The sequence below is a fragment of the Streptomyces sp. NPDC002156 genome (assembly GCF_053593675.1).
The window spans coordinates 1-4601 of record NZ_JBSFDA010000323.1 but is presented as its reverse complement, the minus strand read 5'-3'; the positions used below and the strand labels follow the sequence as shown (position 1 = coordinate 4601).

The 4601-nt window shown below is 71.9% G+C and carries 4 protein-coding genes; 1 reads left to right on the top strand and 3 read right to left on the bottom strand.

The window, feature by feature from the left end; all coding sequences use genetic code 11:
- Positions 1 to 168: 168 nt before the first annotated feature.
- Complete coding sequence (locus tag ACWCRB_RS49105; protein WP_451002267.1) at positions 169 to 1806, top strand: phospho-sugar mutase; 1638 nt, start codon at positions 169 to 171, stop codon at positions 1804 to 1806.
- A gap of 54 nt (positions 1807 to 1860) precedes the next feature.
- Here the strand turns inward: ACWCRB_RS49105 and ACWCRB_RS49100 are convergent, their stop codons facing one another.
- From ACWCRB_RS49100 to ACWCRB_RS49090, 3 genes are all read right to left on the bottom strand, one after another.
- On the bottom strand, positions 1861 to 2616 hold the full coding sequence (locus ACWCRB_RS49100) for a hypothetical protein (RefSeq protein ID WP_451002266.1): 756 nt from the start codon (positions 2614 to 2616) through the stop codon (positions 1861 to 1863).
- Positions 2613 to 3503: a phosphate ABC transporter ATP-binding protein PstB gene (gene pstB, locus ACWCRB_RS49095; RefSeq protein ID WP_451002265.1), complete on the bottom strand. Its 891-nt coding sequence runs from the start codon at positions 3501 to 3503 to the stop codon at positions 2613 to 2615. The genes ACWCRB_RS49100 and pstB overlap by 4 nt, the downstream gene beginning before the upstream one ends.
- A 66-nt stretch (positions 3504 to 3569) precedes the next feature.
- A complete protein-coding gene (locus ACWCRB_RS49090) occupies positions 3570 to 4499 on the bottom strand; it encodes a sortase (protein WP_451002264.1) in 930 nt (309 codons plus the stop codon).
- Between the last annotated feature and the right edge of the window lie 102 nt (positions 4500 to 4601).

The window sequence follows — 4601 nt, the reverse complement described above, 5'->3', positions numbered from 1 at the left end:
GCCGGCACCCTCCAGCCCGTCCGGCGTTTGAGGACGAGCGCGTTCAGCGCGAAAGGGGGGTCTGGGGGCGCAGCCCCCAGGGATGGGAACGGGTAAGGCGGCGGGGGCGAGAACAATGGGACCGCACCCGACCCACGCAACCGCACCACCACACCGAGAGGCACCGACGTGCACGACGACGAGCTGATCGCACGGGCCAAGGCGTGGCTGGCCGAGGACCCCGACGCGGAAACCCGCGACGAACTCGCCAAGCTCATCGACGCCCAGGACCTCCCCGAACTCACCGCCCGCTTCTCCGGCACCCTCCAGTTCGGCACAGCAGGCCTGCGAGGCGAACTCGGCGCCGGCCCCATGCGCATGAACCGCTCCGTCGTCATCCGCGCCGCAGCCGGCCTCGCCGCATACCTCAAGTCCAAGGGCCGGACCGACGGCCTCGTCGTCATCGGCTACGACGCCCGCCACAAGTCCGCCGACTTCGCCCAGGACACCGCCGCCGTGATGACCGGCGCGGGACTCAGGGCGGCCGTACTCCCCCGCCCCCTCCCCACCCCTGTACTGGCGTTCGCCATAAGGCATCTCGGCGCCGTCGCGGGCGTGGAGGTCACCGCCAGCCACAACCCGCCCCGCGACAACGGCTACAAGGTGTACCTGGGGGACGGTTCGCAGATCGTGCCGCCCGCGGACGCGGAGATCGCCGCCGAGATCGACGCTGTGCACGCCCTCGCCGACGTCCCCCGCCCCACCACCGGCTGGGAAACCCTCGACGACACCGTCCTGAACGCCTATCTCGCCCGTACGGACGCCGTCCTCGCCCCCGGTTCCCCCCGTACCGCCCGCACGGTCTACACGCCGATGCACGGCGTCGGCCGGGACACCCTCCTCGCCGCCTTCGCCCGTGCGGGCTTCCCGGCCCCCGCCCTGGTCGCCGAACAGGCCGACCCCGACCCGGACTTCCCGACCGTCGCCTTCCCCAACCCGGAAGAGCCCGGCGCGATGGACCTCGCCTTCGCCGAGGCCCGGGCCACGAACCCCGACCTCGTCATCGCGAACGACCCTGACGCGGACCGTTGCGCGGCGGCCGTACCCGTGTCCGGCGACGGCTGGCGCATGCTGCGCGGCGACGAGGTCGGTGCGCTGCTCGCCACTCACCTGGTCCGGCGCGGCGCGCGGGGAACCTTCGCCGAGTCGATCGTCTCCTCCTCCCTCCTCGGCCGGATCGCCGAGAAGGCGAACCTCCCCTACGAGGAGACCCTCACCGGCTTCAAGTGGATCGCCCGCGTCGAGGGCCTGCGCTACGGCTACGAGGAGGCCCTCGGCTACTGCGTGGACCCGGACGGCGTACGGGACAAGGACGGGATCACGGCCGCGCTCCTCATCACGGAACTCGCCTCCGAGCTGAAGGAGGAGGGCCGTACGCTCCTCGATCTGCTCGACGACATCGCCGTCGAACACGGGCTGCACGCCACGGATCAGCTGTCGGTGCGCGTCGAGGATCTGTCGGTCATCGCGAACGCCATGCGCCGGCTGCGCGAGCAGCCCCCGACCCGGCTCGCGGGCCTGGCGATCACGAAGGCCGAGGACCTCACCAAGGGCACGGAGACGCTCCCGCCCACGGACGGCCTGCGCTACACGCTCGACGGCGCCCGGGTCATCGTCCGCCCCAGCGGTACGGAGCCGAAGCTGAAGTGCTACCTGGAGGTCGTGCTGCCTGTGCCCGCGCACACGGATCTCCCGGCGGCCCGGGCGAAGGCGACCGACCTGCTGGAGACGATCAAGCGGGACCTGTCCGCGGCAGCGGGCATCTGAGCCGCAGCCGTACTCGATTCCGATGGAGTGCCCGTACGGGTCGGGCGCGGCGCTTCACTCGCGCATGAGATAGCTGAAGCCCGTGTCCGGCCCGACGCACGACTGGAGGGTGAGGTCGCCCCAGTACAGGCCTGCGGCCGGGGCGCCTCGGCCCGGCGTGACGTAGTTCGCGTACACCTTGTACGTCCAGGTGCCGCGCGGGGAGCTGACGGTGACGCGGGTGCCCACGGGCAGGGTCGCGAAGCGGTCGAAGCCGCAGTAGTCGTGGCCGACCAGGACGGCCGTACGCATCTTGTAGCCGTCCTCGGTGCCGAGCGTCGGGCCGCTCCACTGCACGGCGTCCCGGCACGCGTCGATCTCGTCCTGGCCACCGCGCACGATGTCCTCGGTCCAGGTGCCGATCCGGATCGTCGTCCCGGTGGGGCGGGTGCCGCCGCTCACCGCCGTGTTCCGCCGGGTGGTCGGGGTGGGGGTCGGCGCCGAAGTGGCCTTCGTACGGGCGGGCTTGGGGCTTCGGGAGAGATCGGGGCCGCCGCGTGTCTGGCGGGTGGGTGACGCGGGTGTGCTTTTCGGGTCGGGCGCTCGGCGTGTGGTCGTGGGGGTCGGCCTGGTGGGAACTTCGGTCGGGGCGGCGGGTGTTGACGCCCGTTCCTCGCGTGGGACGTCCGGTGAGGGAGCGAGCGAGCGGGGGCCGTCCGCCAGCGGTCCAACAGGCCCTTGCGCGCCCGTTGTGCACGCCGTGAGCAGGGCGCCCGCCGCGCACAGCCCTGCGGCGGCTTGCGCGGCGCGCGCCAGGAGTGGTCCCGTCATCCGAAACGCCCGTTCACGTAGTCCGAAGTCCGTTCGTCCTGTGGGGAGTTGAACATCGCGTCGGTGTCGCCGTGTTCGACGATGACGCCCGGTGTGCCCTGGGAGGCCAGGAAGAACGCACAGGTGTCGGAGACCCGGGCGGCCTGCTGCATGTTGTGGGTGACGATGACGATGGTCACCTCCGACTTCAGTTCGGCGATGGTCTCCTCGATGCGTCTCGTCGAGGTCGGGTCGAGTGCCGAGCACGGTTCGTCCATGAGGAGCACCCGGGGGCGTACCGCCAACGACCTCGCGATGCACAGGCGTTGCTGCTGGCCGCCGGAGAGCGCGCCGCCGGGCTGGCGCAGCCGGTCCTTGACCTCCTTCCACAGGCCCGCCTTGGTCAGGCACTCCTCCACCAGGTCGTCCCTGCCGTCCCGGGAGACCTTGATGGCGTTGAGCTTGAGCCCGGCGAGGACGTTGTCGTAGATGGACATGGCCGGGAAGGGGTTCGGCTTCTGGAAGACCATGCCGACCTGGCGGCGGGCCTGGGTGATGCGGCGGCCCCGGTCGTAGATGTCCTCGCCGTCGAGGAGGACGCGTCCGCCGAGCGACGCCGAGGCGATCAGCTCGTGCATCCGGTTGAGGATGCGCAGGAACGTCGACTTGCCGCAGCCGGACGGGCCGATGAGCGCGGTGACCTCGCGGGCGGGCATGGTGAGGGAGACCCGGTCGAGGACCTTGTGGTCGCCGAACCAGGCGGAGACGGAGTCGGCGCGCAGGGTCGCGGGGCCGTGGCCGGAGAGCTGCCCGGTGGTGATCCGGGGCTGCAGGACGGTGTCGGTGAGGTCGGGGTTCGCGTCCTCGGGAGAGGCGTCCGCGGCGTTCTCGGTGGTGTTGGTGGACATGATGGTGATCTCAACTCCGGTACGAGGAAGGCCAGTACGAGGCAGGACGGCACAAGGGCGGGTGGTTCACAGCAGGTTGGGCAGCAGGGCGGTGATGGCCCGGGAGTCCGCGAGCCCGAGCGCCAGCAGGAGGGGGCCCGCGCAGATCCAGGTCTGCCAGCGCCCCCACACCCGGTACGCGAACACCGCGAGCAGGGCGGCGAGCAGCAGCCCCTGGGTCCAGAGGAAGACCGCGAGCCAGGCGTTGTCGTCGCCGCCAAGTGCCTGTTCGGACGCGGCGATCCAGCCCGGGCGCAGCTCACGCGGCGGGCTGGGCTGCACCGGCGTGATCAGCTTGGCGTCGACGCGGAGCACACCGCTGGGGGTGTACGGGGCTCCGGTCGCGGTGAGGAGGGTGAGCCGTCCTTGTCCGTCGGCGAGGGGGTCGGGCAGTTCGTCGCCGGCCCGGCGGATGCCGGTGACCTCGTAGACGGCCTTGGCCTGGCCGGTCGTCAGCTCGACGCGGGTGCCGACGGGCAGGTTGTGGAGGTGGTTGAAGGGGCTGCCGTACGCCCACTGCCGGCCCATGAGGACGGCGGTCCCCGCCTGGCCGGGCAGCGGGGTGTCCCGGCGGTGACCGGGTCCCGACATCAGCACCTCGGAGGTCGTGCCCTCGGCCACGACCTCTCTGATGTCGAGCGCGGGGATCCTCAGCAGAGCCACGGGCGCGCCGGGCTCCAGCAGCTTGCCCTCGTAGTCGAGCTGGCCCACGGGGGCGATGCCGAGGGCGAGTTGGCGGCGGAGTTCGTCGTAGGCGGTCTGCTGGTCGCGGGCGTGCTGGAGGTGACCGACGATCGTGAGGTTCGCGGCGAAGCCGAGGAGTACGGCGGCCAGGACACAGAGGGTCGCTCCCGCGAGGGCGAGGCCGGGGCGGGCGGGGAGTCGGGGGGTGTGCTTTTCCGGCTCTTCGGCGGGTGGCGCGGGCGGGGCGGCCGGGGGTGGGGCGAGCGTGGTCACTTCGGTGTGCTCCTCGTAGGGGGGCGGTTGATACGCCGACGGGGTGTTTCCTTCGCCCCCGCCGCCCCTACCCGTCCCATCCTCGGGGGCTCCGCCCCCGAA